At 35.3% G+C, this 15,795-nt stretch carries 15 protein-coding genes; 14 read left to right on the forward strand and 1 reads right to left on the reverse strand.

Translation table 11 applies throughout. The annotated features are described in order from the left end of the window. Nucleotides 1–27 precede the first annotated feature (27 nt). The 12 genes from zwf (at nucleotide 28) to GTO82_RS02465 (ending at nucleotide 13,766) form a co-directional block, all read left to right on the forward strand. Entirely contained in the window at nucleotides 28–1,476 is a 1,449-nt protein-coding gene (zwf, locus tag GTO82_RS02410) for a glucose-6-phosphate dehydrogenase (RefSeq protein WP_180873614.1), read from the forward strand. After that, a complete protein-coding gene (dinB, locus tag GTO82_RS02415) occupies nucleotides 1,476–2,597 on the forward strand; it encodes a DNA polymerase IV (protein WP_180873615.1) in 1,122 nt (373 codons plus the stop codon). Before zwf ends, dinB begins: the two co-directional genes overlap by 1 nt. Nucleotides 2,598–2,634: 37 nt before the next feature. Then, on the forward strand, nucleotides 2,635–3,600 hold the full coding sequence (locus GTO82_RS02420; protein WP_180873616.1) for a DHH family phosphoesterase: 966 nt from the start codon (nucleotides 2,635–2,637) through the stop codon (nucleotides 3,598–3,600). Continuing rightward, the gene (locus tag GTO82_RS02425; RefSeq protein ID WP_061400213.1) at nucleotides 3,584–4,969 is read left to right on the forward strand and encodes a DEAD/DEAH box helicase; all 1,386 of its coding nucleotides are present in this window, start codon (nucleotides 3,584–3,586) and stop codon (nucleotides 4,967–4,969) included. The genes GTO82_RS02420 and GTO82_RS02425 overlap by 17 nt, the downstream gene beginning before the upstream one ends. Nucleotides 4,970–5,200: 231 nt before the next feature. Continuing rightward, nucleotides 5,201–7,849, forward strand: coding sequence for an alanine--tRNA ligase (alaS, locus tag GTO82_RS02430; RefSeq protein WP_180873617.1), 2,649 nt, complete (start codon nucleotides 5,201–5,203; stop codon nucleotides 7,847–7,849). A 54-nt stretch (nucleotides 7,850–7,903) separates the two neighbouring features. Further along, nucleotides 7,904–8,161: an IreB family regulatory phosphoprotein gene (locus GTO82_RS02435; RefSeq protein ID WP_003647717.1), complete on the forward strand. Its 258-nt coding sequence runs from the start codon at nucleotides 7,904–7,906 to the stop codon at nucleotides 8,159–8,161. After that, a complete protein-coding gene (gene ruvX / locus GTO82_RS02440; protein WP_023599301.1) occupies nucleotides 8,161–8,592 on the forward strand; it encodes a Holliday junction resolvase RuvX in 432 nt (143 codons plus the stop codon). Before GTO82_RS02435 ends, ruvX begins: the two co-directional genes overlap by 1 nt. A gap of 1 nt (nucleotide 8,593) precedes the next feature. Then, a complete protein-coding gene (locus GTO82_RS02445) occupies nucleotides 8,594–8,908 on the forward strand; it encodes a DUF1292 domain-containing protein (protein WP_004895671.1) in 315 nt (104 codons plus the stop codon). A gap of 57 nt (nucleotides 8,909–8,965) precedes the next feature. After that, nucleotides 8,966–9,508 carry a CvpA family protein gene (locus tag GTO82_RS02450; RefSeq protein WP_155692961.1) on the forward strand — a complete coding sequence of 181 codons (543 nt, stop codon included), beginning with the start codon at nucleotides 8,966–8,968 and terminating at the stop codon, nucleotides 9,506–9,508. A 42-nt stretch (nucleotides 9,509–9,550) separates the two neighbouring features. Then, on the forward strand, nucleotides 9,551–11,917 hold the full coding sequence (locus GTO82_RS02455; RefSeq protein WP_180873618.1) for an endonuclease MutS2: 2,367 nt from the start codon (nucleotides 9,551–9,553) through the stop codon (nucleotides 11,915–11,917). 78 nt (nucleotides 11,918–11,995) lie between these two features. Continuing rightward, nucleotides 11,996–12,307: a thioredoxin gene (gene trxA / locus GTO82_RS02460; protein ID WP_004895668.1), complete on the forward strand. Its 312-nt coding sequence runs from the start codon at nucleotides 11,996–11,998 to the stop codon at nucleotides 12,305–12,307. Nucleotides 12,308–12,377: 70 nt separating this feature from the next. Then, nucleotides 12,378–13,766, forward strand: a complete 1,389-nt coding sequence (locus GTO82_RS02465; RefSeq protein ID WP_260983173.1) for an IS3 family transposase — start codon at nucleotides 12,378–12,380, stop codon at nucleotides 13,764–13,766. Nucleotides 13,767–13,853: 87 nt separating this feature from the next. On the opposite strand, the gene GTO82_RS02470 is transcribed toward GTO82_RS02465, so the two are convergent. Continuing rightward, nucleotides 13,854–14,249: a YslB family protein gene (locus GTO82_RS02470; RefSeq protein ID WP_180873619.1), complete on the reverse strand. Its 396-nt coding sequence runs from the start codon at nucleotides 14,247–14,249 to the stop codon at nucleotides 13,854–13,856. Nucleotides 14,250–14,345: 96 nt separating this feature from the next. Here GTO82_RS02470 and murI point away from each other — a divergent pair, with 96 nt between their 5' ends. Next, nucleotides 14,346–15,146, forward strand: a complete 801-nt coding sequence (gene murI / locus GTO82_RS02475) for a glutamate racemase (protein WP_180873620.1) — start codon at nucleotides 14,346–14,348, stop codon at nucleotides 15,144–15,146. A 2-nt stretch (nucleotides 15,147–15,148) separates the two neighbouring features. Continuing rightward, on the forward strand, nucleotides 15,149–15,772 hold the full coding sequence (locus GTO82_RS02480; RefSeq protein WP_180873621.1) for an XTP/dITP diphosphatase: 624 nt from the start codon (nucleotides 15,149–15,151) through the stop codon (nucleotides 15,770–15,772). Nucleotides 15,773–15,795: the final 23 nt, after the last annotated feature.

Below are 15,795 nucleotides of genomic sequence, written 5' to 3' on the forward strand. Positions count from 1 at the left end.
TTAATTTTTATTAAGTAGGTAGTTAGAATGAAAAATATTCCAGTTGTTATGATTATTTTTGGTGGCTCCGGAGATTTAGCTCATAGAAAGCTTTATCCAGCCTTATTTAATTTGTATCAAAAAGGTTTAATTCATGATCATTTTGCTGTAATTGGTACAGCTAGAAGACCTTGGAGCCATGAATATTTGCAAGAACAAGTAGTTGAAGCTGTTAAAGAAAGCTGTGACAACTTTGATGAAAAAGAAGCAAAAGAATTCGCTTCACATTTTTATTACCAGTCTCACGATGTAACTGATATTGGCCACTACATTGCCTTAAAGGAATTAGCAGCTAAACTTGATGAAAAATATCAAGCAGAAGGAAATCGAATTTTCTACATGGCTATGGCACCAAGATTTTTTGGTACAATTGCTACTCACATTAATGATCAAAAATTGCTTGGTAGCGGCTTTAACCGTTTAGTAATTGAAAAGCCATTTGGTCATGATTTAGCTTCAGCAGAAAAGTTAAACCGAGAAATTGGCGAAAGTTTTGATGAAGAGTCGGTATATCGAATTGACCACTATCTTGGAAAAGAAATGGTTCAAAATATTATGCCTCTAAGAATGACTAATCCAATTGTTAAGAATATCTGGAATAATGACTATATCGCAAATATGCAAGTAACTTTAGCAGAAAGTCTAGGAGTAGGAACTCGTGGTGGTTACTACGAAACATCTGGTGCTTTACGTGATATGGTTCAAAACCATATTTTCCAAATTATTACACTTTTAGCTATGCCTGAGCCTAAAGGACTTGATTCAGACCATATTCACCAAGCTAAACAAGAATTATTAGATAGCCTAGTAATTCCAACTCCAGAAATGGTTAAAAAGCATTTCTCACGGGGGCAATATTTGGCTGATGATAATGAAGTAGAATATTTAAAGGCTGATCAAGTTGCACCAGACTCTAAAGTGGAAACATTTGTAGCTGGAGAAGTTAAATTCAAAAAGGGCCCAGTAGCTGATGTGCCAATTTACTTTAGAACTGGTAAGAAAATGAAGGATAAGGTTTCTCGCATTGATATTGTTCTTCACCATATGAATAATTTATACGGTAGTGCACATTCAAATAATGTCTCAATTATTATTGATCCGATTAGTGAAATCTATTTTACAATTAATGGAAAGAAGATTACCTCTGCAGGGTTAAGAAGAGAAAACCTTAGTTATAAGTTTTCTAAGGAAGAAATGGAGCAAGTTCCAGATGGCTACGAACGATTGCTTCATGATGTGTTTGTAGCAGATAGAACTAACTTCACTCATTGGTCAGAATTGAAGCAATATTGGAAGTTCGTTGATGCAGTTGAAGATGCTTGGCAAGATGAAAATAAAGATGTTAAGCAACTTGAAAAATATCCAAGTGGTAAGTTCGGTACGGAATCAAGTAATCATATTTTTGAAAAAGATAGCGAGCACTGGATTTACCGTTAATGGATTTACTGCCTAAAAACAATACGAGCCGCAAGATTATTCATATTGATATGGATGCCTTCTATGCTTCAGTAGAAATGCGGGATAATCCATCAATTAGAAATAAAGCCGTCTTAATTGGTGGAGATCCGAAGAAAAATAAGGGCCATGGGGTTGTAGCGACAGCGAATTATATTGCCCGGCGTTATGGAGCTCATTCAGCGATGCCGACGGCCAAGGCGGTAAGATTAATACCAGCAGAGAAGTTGGTAATTATTCAACCAAATTTTGAAAAATATCGCGCTGTATCAGCTGAAATTCATCAATTGATGCATAAGATAACTGATCGGGTAGAATCTGTTGCGTTAGATGAAGCATATTTAGATGTTACTGAAAATAAGCTTAATTTAACCGATCCAGTTCGTATTGCCGCTTTACTTCAGGAACGAATCTATCAAAGAGTTGGTTTGACTAGTTCATTTGGTGTCTCTTATAACAAGTTTTTAGCTAAGATGGGCTCAGAATATGCCAAACCTTTTGGGAGAACTGTAATTAAACCAGAAGGTGCTCGCGATTTTTTGGCCAAACAACCAATAAAGAACTTCCCTGGTATTGGACCAAAGACCCAAGAAAAATTGACAGAAATGGGGGTTTATACCGGAGCTGATCTAAGAAAAATTCCAACCGATATTTTAATTAAAAAATTTAATCGAATGGGTTATCTCATGGCTCAGCATGCTCATGGTATTGACTTAAGAAGTGTCGTGACTGATTCAGAAAGAAATCGAAAGTCAATTGGCATTGAACGTACTTTTAATCAGAATTTATTTGATGAAAATACCGCTTTAACAAAGTTGCGGTCATATAGTAGAGAACTTGAAAAAAGCTTAAAGGAGCGCCACTTTCTTGCAAATTGTGTTGTCTTAAAAGTACGCGATGCTAATTTTAAGACAATTACTAAAAGAAGGAAGCTAAAGCAGGGCACTAATGATAAAATTGTTATCTACGATACTGGGCGTGCTTTGTTTGCGACAGAAAAAAGCATGCTTTCAACTGGAATACGACTTTTAGGTCTTACTGTTACTGATTTTGAAGAGCATCCCGTTGAGAATATATCGCTAGAAATTTTTGATAATGAGTAATGATAAAATAAAAAGAAAAATTTAGGAGAGAGAATTAATGGCAACTTTTGATGAAATTTATGAAAAGATAAAAGAATATCCAACAATTATTTTGCACCGTCACACTAGTCCAGACCCAGATGCAATTGGTTCTCAAGCTGGTTTGGCTAGATCTTTGAGACTAGCTTTCCCTGATAAAAAGATCCTTTGTGCTGGTGAAAATGATGAAGGTGACTTAATTTGGATTAACAAGATGGATGAGGTTAAGCCAGAAGACTACAAGGGTGCTTTAGTTATTACAACCGATACTGCAAATACGCCTCGTATTTCTAATAAAAACTATGACAAGGGAGATCTTTTAATTAAGATTGACCACCACCCAGATGTAGATCCATACGCAGATATGAGCTACGTTGATCCAGATGCACCAGCTGCTTCTGAGATTATTTTTGATTTCTTAAAAGCAGAGAACTTACCAATTACTAAGGAAGTTGCAGCAGCTTTATATGCAGGTATTGTAGGTGATACTGGAAGATTTATGTATCCTGAAACTTCAGCTCATACTTTTGATGTTGCAGCTGAATTAACTAAAACTGGAATTAATATTACCGATATTGCTAGAGAAATTGCGGATGTTACTTTTGATGAAGCAAAATTACAAGCTTGGGCAATGGATAAGATGGAAATTGATCCAGTTGGAGCAGCTTACACAATTTTGATGCAAGATGATTTGAAGAAACTGGGATTAACTGATGATCAAGCAAATGTTGCTGTTTCAACTCCTGGTCGAATTAAAGATGTTTTAGCTTGGAATGTATTTGTAGAAAAGCCAGATGGAACTTTCCGCGTTCATTATCGTTCAAAGGGCCCGGTTATTAATCATTTAGCCGAACAGCACGATGGTGGAGGTCATGCCCTAGCATCTGGAGCTAATGCAAAAGACATGGATGAAGTAAAACAAGTCTTTAATGAAGTAGTAGAAGTAACAAAGAAGTATAAAGAAGAACATGGCACAAACAAGTAGTATATTTCAAAATGAAAAAATCCGGCCAGAACTACAAGCCGGATTAGAAAAAATTAATTTTAAGAAACCGACTAAAGTACAGTCTTCGGTTATTCCAGCACTTTTAAATAAAAAGAATGTTGTAGTGCAAGCTGCAACGGGATCTGGAAAGACTCATGCTTATTTGATTCCAATTTTGAATATGATTGATGAGAGCGCACCTGTAACACAAGCAATTGTTACTGCACCGAGTCGTGAATTGGCTAATCAATTGTATAAAGTTGCGCGTCAGTTAAGGGATGCTAGTGGTTTAAATATTTCAATTGAATATTTAGGCGGCGGAAATGACCGTAATCGCCAAATTGAAAAGGCTGAAAGTAGAGCTCCACAATTAATTATTGCAACCCCTGGTCGTTTACATGATTTTGCATCTAAAAAGTTTATTAACTTGGAGAATGTAAAGGCCTTTATTATTGACGAAGCTGATATGACTTTAGACATGGGCTTTTTAGGTCAAATGGATGAAATTATGTCTAAGTTGGACAAAAAAGCAGTCTTAGGTGCATTTTCAGCTACAATCCCAGTTAAGCTCGAAAACTTTTTAAGAAAGTACATGTCAAAGCCAGAATTTATCGTTATTGACAATCCGGCAATTATTGCGCCAACGATTCAAAATGATTTAATTGACGTAGGTTCAAGAGACAAGAAATCAATTTTGTATAAGTTATTAACAATGGGACAGCCATATTTAGCCCTTGTTTTTGCTAATACGAAAAAGACTGTTGATGAATTAACGGACTACCTTGAAGAACAAGGCCTTAAAGTGGCAAAAATTCATGGTGGAATTACTGAACGCGAACGAAAGAGAATTATTCGTCAAGTTAGAGAAGGACAATATCAATACGTCGTAGCTAGTGACTTAGCTGCTCGTGGAATTGATGTACCCGGTGTTAGCTTAGTTGTTAACTATGAAATTCCAAAAGATTTAGAATTTGTAATTCACCGAATTGGTCGAACAGGCAGAAACGGGCTTGAAGGACATGCCATTACCTTAATCTATGATGATGAAATGAGTCAGATTGAGGACTTAGAAAAATTGGGTATTCATTTTGACTTTAAAGATCTTAGAAATGGTGAATTAGTTGAAAGAACTCACTATCACAGAAGAGATAATCGTCAAACGCGCAACCATAAACTTGATAACCGTATGATCGGTATGGTTAAGAAAACTAAGAAAAAAGTAAAGCCAGGCTACAAGAAGAAGATTAAACAGGCCATTCAAAAAGATCGTCAGCAAAAACGTAAGCTTGAAGAACGTCATCAAATTCGAAAAGCAAAGCGTAAACGTAAGCGTGAACGTGAGCAAGCACGTAGTAATTTTGACAACTAGAAAATTTGTAGTAAAATAAAGCACGTTTAGGACATATTATTAAAGTATTTTCTTCAAAGAGAGGACTGCTTGGTGAGAAGGTCTAGAAAATATTTAGTAATGCTACCTAAGATAATTAGAGAAATAAATATTTAAAGAGGTAACAAACACTGTTGCAATCAAGGTGGTACCGCGCTGGGAGCGTCCTTGTTTTATGCAATAGTGTTTTTTATATTTGTAGGAGAACTTTTTATGAAACAATTGACTAGTTCACAAGTACGTCAAATGTTCTTGGACTTTTTTAAAGAGCATGGCCACATGGTTATGCAAAGTGCATCATTAATTCCACAAGATGATCCAACCTTGTTATGGATTAACTCTGGTGTTGCTACAATGAAGAAATACTTTGATGGTTCGGTTGTGCCTAAGAATCACCGAATTACTTCTTCTCAAAAATCAATTAGAACTAACGATATTGAGAATGTTGGTAAAACCGCTCGTCACCAAACTTTCTTTGAAATGCTTGGTAACTTCTCAGTTGGGGATTACTTTAAAAAAGAAGTTATTCCTTGGGCTTGGGAATTTTTAACTAGTCCAAAATGGTTAGGTCTTGATCCAGATAAGCTTTACGTAACTGTTTATCCTAAGGATACTGAAGCATACCATATGTGGCACGATGTTGTTGGTTTACCTGAAGATCATATTGTTAAGCTAGAAGATAACTTCTGGGATATTGGTGAAGGTCCATGTGGTCCTGACTCAGAAATTTTCTACGATCGTGGTCAAGAAAACAACGATGTGGCTGAAGATGATCCAGAAAACTTCCCAGGTGGGGAAAATGCTCGCTACCTTGAAATTTGGAACATCGTATTTTCACAATTTAACCACTTACCAAATGGTAAATATGTTGACCAACCACATAAAAACATTGATACCGGTATGGGATTGGAACGTGTAGTATCAATTATTCAAGATGCTCCAACTAACTTCGAAACTGACTTATTCATGCCAATCATTAAGGAAACTGAAAAGTTAAGTGATGGCAAGAAGTATGCCGCAAATAAAGAAGATGATGTTGCATTTAAGATTATTGCTGACCATGTTCGTGCAGTAAGTTTTGCGATTGCTGACGGTGCACTTCCTTCAAACTCAGGACGTGGATATGTTTTACGTCGTTTAATTAGACGTGCTGACTTAAACGGTCAACGTTTAGGTATTAAAGGTGCATTCTTGTACAAATTAGTACCTGTAGTTGGCGAAATTATGAAGAGCCACTATCCAGAAGTTGTTGACCAACAAGCATTTATTCAAAAAGTAATTAAGAATGAAGAAGAAAGATTCCAAGTAACTCTTTCATCTGGTCTAAACTTACTTGATAATATCATTGCTGAAGCTAAGAAGAGCGATGATAAGACTATTTCTGGTAAAGATGTCTTCAAGTTATTCGATACTTACGGCTTCCCATATGAATTAACTTTTGAAGCTGCTCAAGATGCAGGTCTTAAGATCGATAAAAAGGGCTTTGATGAAGAAATGAAAGCTCAGAAGGAACGTGCTCGTAAAGCTCGTGGTAACTTGCAATCAATGGGCTCACAAGATGTTACTTTGATGAATATCAAAGATAAGAGTGAATTTGAATACGGCACTTTAGAAGAAAAACATGCTAAATTAATTGATATTGTTGTTGATGACAAGTTAGTTGATAAGGCAGATGGTGAACATGCAACTTTAATCTTTGATAAAACTCCATTTTACGCAGAGCGTGGTGGACAAGTTGCTGATCACGGTGAAATTTTGAACCAAAATGGTGAATTAGTTGCTCGTGTAACTGATGTACAACATGCACCAAATGATCAAAACTTGCACTTTGTAGATGTTATTTTGCCACTTGAAAAGGGACAAGAGTATGTCTTGAAAGTTGATCAAAAACGTCGTCGCGGCTTAAAGCATAACCATACTGCTACTCACTTATTGCATGCAGCTTTACGTGAAGTTTTAGGTACTCATACTCACCAAGCTGGCTCTTTAGTTGAACCAGATTACTTACGTTTTGACTTTACAAGCTTAGAGCCAATGACTAAGAAAGAAATTGCTAGTGTTGAAAAGTTAGTTAACAAAAAGATTTGGGAAGAAATTCCAGTCAAGACCACTGTTACTGACCCAGATACTGGTTTAAAGATGGGCGCTTTAGCATTATTTGGTGAAAAATATGGTGACACAGTTCGTGTTGTTCAAATCGATGACTTCTCCACTGAATTTTGTGGTGGTACACACTGTGAAAATACTGATCAAATCGGAATGCTTAAGATTGTTTCTGAGTCTGCTGTTGGTGCTGGTACTCGTAGAATTATTGCTGTCACTGGTCCAGAAGCTTACAAGTATGTAACAGACCGTGACGAAATCTTGAAAGAAGTTCAAGATGAAGTTAAGGCAACTAAGGCTGAAGACGTAGTTAATAAGATTTCTTCTATCGAAGATGATTTACGTGCAAGCCAAAAAGAAGCTGAACAATTAAAGGCTCAAATTAATAAGGCAAAAGCTGGCGATCTCTTTAATGACATTAAGAAAGTTAAAGATTTAACTGTAATTGCTGCGCAAGCTGATGTTGAAGGCATGAATGATTTACGTGAACTTGCTGACAACTGGAAGAGCAGCAATAAATCTGATGTTTTAGTTTTAGCTGCTGAAGTGAATGGTAAAGCTAATATGGTAATTAGCTTAGATGATAAGGCCATTAAAGCAGGACTTAAGGCTGGCGATTTGATTAAAACTGCTGCTCCAATCTTTGGTGGTGGCGGTGGTGGCCGTCCAAATATGGCACAAGCCGGTGGTAAGAATCCAGCAGGATTAAAAGATGCTATCGCTAAAGTGTTACAAGAAGTTGAAGAAAAACAAAATTAATTGAGTTCGTTCGATATTTCAAGTAAAATTAAGAAGAATAGGAGGAATTTTATTATGAGTTCGCTAGATAAAACAATGCATTTTGACTTTAACCAAAATAAGGGTAAGAATGTATACGATACTCTACAAGACGTATACAATGCACTTGAGGAAAAAGGCTATAGCCCAATTAATCAAATTGTTGGTTACTTACTTTCAGGCGATCCTGCATATATTCCTCGGCATAATGATGCACGTAATTTGATCTTGAAACATGAGCGTGATGAAATTATTGAGGAATTGGTTAAGAGTTATTTAGGTAAAAATAAATAATGCGATTACTTGGACTTGATGTTGGCTCTAAAACTGTCGGTGTTGCAATCAGTGACCCTTTGGGGATTACCGCTCAAGAGCTTGAAACAATTAAGATTGACGAAAGCAAGTTTAGCTTTGGTATGCGTCAAATTAGAAAAATTGTACGTAAATATGATGTTGAAGGCTTTGTTTTAGGTTTACCTAAAAACATGGATGGTAGTAGTGGACATTCTGTAGAAAGAAGTAAACAGTATGGTGAACGCTTAAAAGAAAAGTTTGACCTCCCTGTTTATTACGTAGATGAACGTCTTACAACAGTGCAAGCTGATCGAATTTTAGTTGAAGAAGCTGGCGTCCATGATCGTGTTGAACGAAAAAAAGTTATTGACCAAATGGCTGCTGTTTTAATCTTGCAAAACTATTTAGAAGCAACCAGAAAGGATAATTAAAATGAGTGAAAAAATTAACGCTAACCAAGATAATGATCGTCAAATTACTTTAGTTGACGAACAAGGTAATGAAGAATTATTTGAAATCTTATTTACTTTTACATCTGAAGATTATGGTAAATCTTACGTTTTACTATATCCAGCAGCTGTTAGTGATGATGATGATGTTGAAGTACAAGCTTTCAGCTATGATGCAGATGCAGATGGCGATGTAACTAGTTCTGACTTACATGAAATCACAGATGATGATGAGTGGAACATGGTACAAGGAGTTTTAAATACATTTTTGTCAGACGATCGCTTAAGCGGCGAATAATCTTCAAAAAAGACTGGCGATTGAAGCTAGTCTTTTTTGCTTAATCAAGGATGAACAATGATTTCTTTTTTCATTTTATTAATTTTTATCTATTGTTGTTATGTAGGCTATCGGCGTGGTGTAGTATATGAAGGCTTAGCCGCTGGGGGATATGTAATCGGGCTAATTTTAGCCACTTTATTGTATAAACCATTTAGTAACTTTTTAAATTTGTGGGTTCCATATCCATCCGCAAATGATCGAAGCAGCTTTGCTTTTTTTGATAAGACTACGGGATTAACCTTAGATAAATCATTTTATGCAGCAATTGCTTTTTCAATTATTTTGTTGATTGTTTGTTGCTTATGGCGTTTTGTGATGCTAGGGTTTAATCAATTAAGATATGTTACGATAAACTCTAACCTAAATCTCTGGGGAAGTTTAATTATTTCTTTTATTGTGACACAGATTAGTGTTTATTTACTTTTGTTTATTTTAGCTACAATTCCTAATGATGGTTTGCAAAATATGCTGGGGCATTCTATTTTAGCAAGTGGTATCTTGCATTTTTCTCCTGGAATTTCCCAAGTTTTTATAAATTTATTCATTACAACAATATAAAAAACGGTCCCAACTCTGGGGCCTTTTTGCTAGGTGGAATATATGAACTCTAAAATTATTGAAAAATTAGAATATAATCGCATAATTAAACAATTAAGTGACTTGGCTATTACAGCACCTGCAAAAGAGCAGGCCTTAAAGTTGATGCCAAGTAGCAATTTTAACGAAGTAAAAAAATCAATTGATCAAACTAGAGTCCTTTCTAATATTTTACGAGTTAAGGGACCAATGCCGATAACTGACTTTAAAGATGTTAGGGCTAGCTTGAAGCGGTTGAAGGTTAAGGCAAATTTAAATGGTGAAGAATTAGGTAATATTTTTCTAATTCTTAGCTTAGCTAAAAATGTTTCTCAGTTTACTGCTGACTTAGAGGAGCGTGAAATTGATACCCGTCCGATTGAAAAAACTCTTAAAAATTTAGCAATTCCAGAAGACTTATTTAAGAAATTGAATCAGGCACTTGAATATGACGGAACTGTCAAGGATACAGCTTCTTCTAAGTTAATGCAGCTGCGACATGATATTCAAAGCAATGAAACTGATATTAAAAATCACATGAATGATTATATCAGTGGAAAGCATACACAATATTTGTCAGAAAATATCGTAACCATTAGAGATGGTCGCTATGTATTACCTGTAAAACAAGAATATAAGAATAAATTCGGTGGAGTTGTTCATGATCAAAGTGCCAGTGGACAGACTTTATTTGTTGAGCCACAAGCAGTTTTAGTTCTTAATAACCGACAACAAAATTTAATGGCTCAAGAGCGTCAGGAAATCCACCGTATCTTAATTGAATTGTCAGAACTTGCTGGTATGTATCAACAAGAAATAAAGAATAATGCAGAGGCCTTAACACAATTAGACTTTTTAAGTGCTAAAAGCAAATTAGCTAAAGCAATGAAAGCTACAGAACCAGTCTTAAATCAGGATCATGTCGTTAAGTTGAGAAAAGCTCGTCACCCATTGATTGATCCTAAAAAAGTAGTTCCTAATAACATTGAGCTAGGAACTAGCTTTGATACCATGCTGATTACTGGTCCTAACACAGGTGGTAAGACAATCACGCTGAAGACTTTGGGGCTGCTCCAATTGATGGCTCAAGCAGGATTATTTATCACAGCTGAAGAAGGCAGTCAATTGACTGTTTTTAATGAAATTTACGCCGACATTGGGGATGAGCAATCTATTGAACAGTCATTAAGTACTTTCTCATCACATATGGACCAAATTATCAGAATTATGAAAGATGTAACTGAGAATGATTTGGTTTTAATTGATGAATTGGGAGCCGGAACTGATCCTGAAGAAGGAGCTAGTCTAGCGATCGCTATTTTAGATGATTTACGGGGAACACAAGCTAAAATTGCGATCACTACACACTATCCGGAATTAAAGCTTTATGGCTATAATCGTGCAAGAACTACGAATGCATCAATGGAATTTGATTTAAAGAAACTTGCTCCAACGTATCGTTTGAGAATTGGTATTCCGGGACAAAGTAATGCCTTTGCCATTGCCCATCAATTAGGGATGAATGAAGCTGTAGTCGATAAGGCTAGAAGTTTGATGAATGACGAAGATAGTGATATTAATAAGATGATTGAACGATTGACTGATCAGACTAAGGCTGCTGAGCAACTTCATGAAACTTTAAAGCAAAATGTTGATCAAAGTATCACCCTTAAGCGTCAACTCCAAAATGGTCTTGACTGGTATAATCAACGAGTACAAAAGCAACTTGAAAAAGCTCAAGAAAAAGCTGATGAAATGCTTGCTAAAAAGCGTCAAAAAGCTGATAAGATCATCAATGATCTTGAAGAACAAAGAAGAGCTGGTGGTCAAGTTAGGACCAATAAAGTTATTGAGGCTAAAGGTGCTTTAAATAAACTTGAGCGTGAAAATCAAAACTTGGCTCGTAATAAGGTTCTGCAACGTGAAAAGCGTCGTCATGATGTAAGTGTTGGCGATACTGTGAAAGTTTTATCTTATGGACAACAAGGGGTAATTACGAAGAAACTTGGTGATCATGAGTTTGAAGTTCAAATTGGTATTTTGAAAGTTAAAGTCACTGATCGGGATGTTGAAAAGATTAGTACACAAGCTGCTCCTAAGAAGGCAGAAAGAGCTGTTCGTTCGAGTCGTGGTCTTCGTTCTACGCGTGCAAGTAGTGAGCTTGACTTAAGAGGACAACGTTATGAAGAAGCTCTAACTAATTTAGATCGCTATATTGATTCTTCTCTCTTAGCTGGTTTGAATACTGTCACAATTATCCATGGAATTGGAACTGGGGCAATTAGGAATGGTGTTCAACAATACTTGAAGAGAAACAGACACGTAAAGAGCTATAGCTATGCGCCTGCTAACCAAGGTGGAACTGGAGCAACAATTGTTCATTTACAGTAAGCAATATACTTGCAAAAAGTAAGTATTTTTACTAAACTATATTTATAATTTAAAGAATTTATTTGTGAGGTAATAACAATGGTTGATGAAATTACAGATGCAACTTTTGAAGAAGAAACTAGCGAAGGCGTTGTTTTAATTGATTTTTGGGCAACTTGGTGTGGTCCATGTAAGATGCAATCACCAGTTATTGACCAACTTTCTGAAGAAATGGATGATGTAAAATTCACCAAAATGGATGTTGATCAAAACCAAGAAACTGCTCGTAACTTAGGAATTATGGCAATCCCAACTTTATTAATTAAGAAAGATGGTAAGATTGTTGACCGTTTAACTGGTTATACTCCTAAGGAAAAACTTGAACAAATTTTAGATCAATATACTGACTAATATAAATAATAAAAAAGGATAAGCCTGATATGAACCCCGAAATTCGGACAAGAATTTCGAGTTTTTTATTATGTCTAAATTATCTAAGCAAGACAAAATTGACATCTACAATAATTGGAAGCATTATCATAAGTCACTATCTCAACTAGGTAGAGAATATGGAGTAAGACCTGACAATTTATATTATTTAATCCGTCTAATAGACCTTCACGGCTTAGAAATTTTGAATAAATCATATTCTTCTTATTCAGTAGAATTTAAGAAAACTGCCATTAAAAGAATATTGATTAACGATGAACCAGCGAATCAAGTTTCATTAGACTTAGGATTGCCAAGCTCAGGTATGATCTATAATTGGCTTCGCAAATATAAAGAGGATGGGTATAATGTCATTAATCATAAGAAAGGCAGACCACATCATGAAAAGCAAAGACCAACAAATCAAAGAACTACAAAAACAAGTAAAAGACTTAAAACAAGAGAATCTCAAGCTTACTGTCGAAAACGAATTTGTAAAAAAATTGAGCGCCTTAGTTTCCAAAAGAAAAAACCAAAAGCACCAGAAATAGCTCAGGTGGTTACTGAACTAAGGCAAGAACTTCATGTAACCGTCAGTTTCATATTAAATGTAATCAATTCTAATCCTGATTTACCTCACTTATCTAAAAGTAATTATTACTATGTTCTAAAACAAAATGATAAAGATTCAAAAAATCATCAGATCATGAAACGTATCAAAGAAATATTTGAGGAACATAAACATCGCTACGGCTATAGAAGAATTACAGCTCAATTGCACATTGAAGGAATTAAAATCAATCATAAGAAAGTAAAGCGTCTGATGAAAAAGATGCATTTATTTGGTATTGCCATTAGACGTAGAAAAAGATATTCAAGTTATCGAGGAACTGTAGGTGAAATCAAACCTAATTTGATCTGTCGCAATTTTTTAGCCATTTTACCAGATAGAAAGTGGTATTCAGATATAACTGAGTTTCATTTAAACGGCGAAAAATTATATTTATCACCAATTATGGATGGGTGTACCCATGAGATAATTTCTTATACATTAAGTCGTCGTCCAGTTTTAGAACAAGTAATGACCATGCTTGACCTAGCTTATAAAGCTCATCCTGCTCTAAATGGTCTTATTTTTCACACTGATCAAGGATGGCAATATCAACATTCTACCTTTCAAAAATGGCTTACAGATCATGGTATTGAGCAATCAATGTCTAGAAAAGGTAATTCATTAGATGATGGATTAATGGAAGGATTTTTTGGTATCTTAAAGCGAGAAATGTGGTATGGCTTTGAAAAAAATTTTAAGAATTTAGATGAACTAGAAGATGCAATCAAAGAGTATATTTATTACTATAATAATTTTAGAATTAAGAGCTCAATAAAAAACCATGCTCCGATTCAATATCGAAATATGGTTTTAAATCAAACAGTTTAATAATATGTCCTAATTTTTGGGTTCATATCAGCCTCTGTATTGAGACTTACCTTTTTTTATTAATCCTATTCTTTACTCGGTTAATAGTTAGTCAGATTGTGCAGTGATTTGAACTACATGTTTTTTAGTAACAGTAGCTGAAGCTTCAGTTGGAGTACCATTTTGGCACTCTAAACATTCCGCAATAATTCCACTTTCAAGTGAAAATTCATCACTTTGGCTATCCAATCTATCAGTTACGACCTGGCCGGATAATTCAAAAACTGCGGTATGTTTACGATCTTTAAGTACTTTTAAAGTTCCAAATTGAGCCATATCAAAAAATTCGATTAAATCATCGATATCCGATAAATCATATTTACGACTAACATGTTTTCCGGCCCAGTAAAGTATTTCTTTATCTTCGCTACCTAAAATGGTAGGTAAGATAAAATCACGATATAATGAATTTAAAAAATAAAGATGTTCGTTTGTATGTTCCATGCTTTCATTTCCTTTTGTCTTCTATATCATTTTAACTTAAAATAGGTGGAGTAGAAAAGAGAATTTAATCATCATTTGTTTAAAGGAGTTTTTTTAATGGATAATCGACCAATTGGAGTTTTAGATTCAGGATTAGGCGGCTTAACCGTTTTAAAAAAAGTAATTGAAAAACTGCCTAATGAGTCAACAATTTTTATTGGCGATCAGGCTAATATGCCGTATGGGGATCGCTCAAGAGAAGAAATTATTTCTCTAACTCGCGATAGTGTAAACTTCTTATTAAGTAAAGATGTAAAAATTATTATTTTTGGTTGTAACACAGCAACGGCTGTAGCAATGTCAACAATTCAAAAAGAGGTTCCGCTACAAATAATTGGTGTTGTACAGTCAGGTGCTTTGGCTGCAGCAAGAACTACCGAGACTAAAAATGTAGCTGTAATTGGAACTAACGCAACCGTGGATAGTCATTCTTATTTAAAAGAAATTCAGTACCGTGATCCAGAAATTAAGGTCAGTGAATTTGCTCAACCAAAATTAGCTCCGTTAGCTGAAGAAGATCCAGATGAAAATATTAAGAATGCGGTTGTTAGCGAAAGTTTAACACCATTGAAAAATGCTGATTATGATACTTTAGTTTTGGGATGTACCCATTATCCTTTATTGAGAGAAGAAATTGTAGCTGTCGTGGGTCAAGATAAAAAGATTGTAGATCCAGCTGATCAAGTGGCACAATATACATATAATATTTTGCGACGTGATGATTTATTTGCTGAAAGTACTGCTCCGGTAAAACATGAGTATTATACAACTGGAGAAGCAAAGAAGTTTACTGAGATTACCCGTCAATGGATGAATGATGACACGATAGTTGGTCATCATGTAGATGCTGAGGATTAAAAATGGATACTTTATTATTTGCAACTAACAATAAAAACAAGGCTAGAGAAGTGGAAGAAGCACTTAAGAAAATAAATTTTCCCATTCATGTAATTACTAATCAGGATTTAACTGATCCTCCTCATGTTTTAGAAACTGGGACAACATTTTTAGCTAATGCAAAATTAAAGGCTCATAAAATGGCAGAGTTCAGTAATTTACCAACTCTTGCTGATGATTCAGGCTTATCAGTTGATAAATTAAACGGAGCTCCTGGAGTTCATTCTGCTCGCTACGGGGGCGAAGCTCATAATGATGCCTTAAATAATGCAAAATTATTGGCTGAACTAGGCGGTGTTCCGCGAGAGAAAAGACAAGCTACCTTTCATACAACTATGGTAGTTTCGTGGCCAGGTAGATTTGATGATGATTTAGTAACACAAGGTGAAATTCGAGGCGAAATTTTGACTTATCCGCGAGGGGATGGAGATTTTGGCTATGATCCACTTTTCTTTGTTCCTGATAAAGGAAAGACCTTTGCTGAAATGACAGTAGATGAAAAAAATGCTATTTCTCACCGTGGTCAAGCATTAAGAAAATTACTTGCCGAGCTACCAGCTTGGTGGAAAAAAATGGAAAATGAATAATTAAGAGGTATTTAAAAGACTTA

Source organism: Lactobacillus johnsonii (assembly GCF_013487865.1).
Classification (GTDB): Bacteria; Bacillota; Bacilli; order Lactobacillales; family Lactobacillaceae; genus Lactobacillus; species Lactobacillus johnsonii_A.